Consider the following 896-nt stretch of genomic DNA (forward strand, 5'->3'; position numbering starts at 1 on the left):
GGTGGCGGCGTTGGCGGCCGTAAAATCGGTGATGCGGGCGGCCGTGGGGAAGGTGAGCGTGACGGGCGCGGCACCCGGCGAGCGCACAAAAAACGCCTGCCCGAGCGGAATGGTGCTGCCCGGCGCGCTGCCCACGCCGTTCACGTAGCTGCGATAGTTGCCGCCGTACTGGCTGTTGCTCACGAAGATGTACATGGCTCCATCCAGCCCGGTTGGTACTGACACGGCGTCCCAGTTCAGAGCCGAGGCAAACGGGTTGCCCAGCAAATGCCAGCCGCCATCGGCCGACACTGCCCCCGGCAGCGTCGTGCTGAAATCCACATTATTGCTCGTGAGCGTGCCGCGGAAGGTCAGCGTCTGGCCGCCGTTCAGGTTCACGGTGTAGCCGCGGCCGGGCGTTAGCTGGTCGGCCAAGCTGGCGGGGGCTTGGTAGCCGCGGTCGAAGGGCGCGTAGGCGCTGGCTCGCGTCACCCGGCTCTGGTCGTAGAAAAAGATAGTGGGGAAGGGCGTGGTCGTGCCCGGTGTGGCCGAGTTATTATAGGTAGTGGCCTGGCTGATTTCGGGCGCGTAGCTGCCGCCGCTGGCGGTGTTGTTCAGCCCGCCCACCGTGGCGCCGGTTACGGGCGCAGCCAGGTGGCGATAGCCCGGGCCGGGGTTCACGCTGGCATCGAGGTAGCGCTGCACACTCAGGGCCGTTGAGAGCGAGCCCGCGCCGGGCGTGACCAGCGCAGTACCGGCCGCGCTCGAAAGTAGGGTCAGTCCCGCACTGTTATCTAAAGTGCCGCTGGTGGGCAGCAGGCGCTGGCTGATGCCGGTAGCCTGAGTCAGAATGAGGGTGCTGCCGGCCGGTACGGCGGCTTCCAGCTCGCGCACCGTGGCCGGCAGGCCCGAGCCGG

Annotated in this window: 1 protein-coding gene; it reads right to left on the reverse strand. The window is 67.9% G+C overall.

Translation table 11 applies throughout. The annotated features are described in order from the left end of the window. On the reverse strand, positions 1-896 hold an 896-nt coding region (locus tag ACYVDE_RS24510), incomplete at both ends, for a hypothetical protein (RefSeq protein ID WP_460504133.1).

The sequence above is a fragment of the Hymenobacter agri genome, assembly GCF_054778495.1.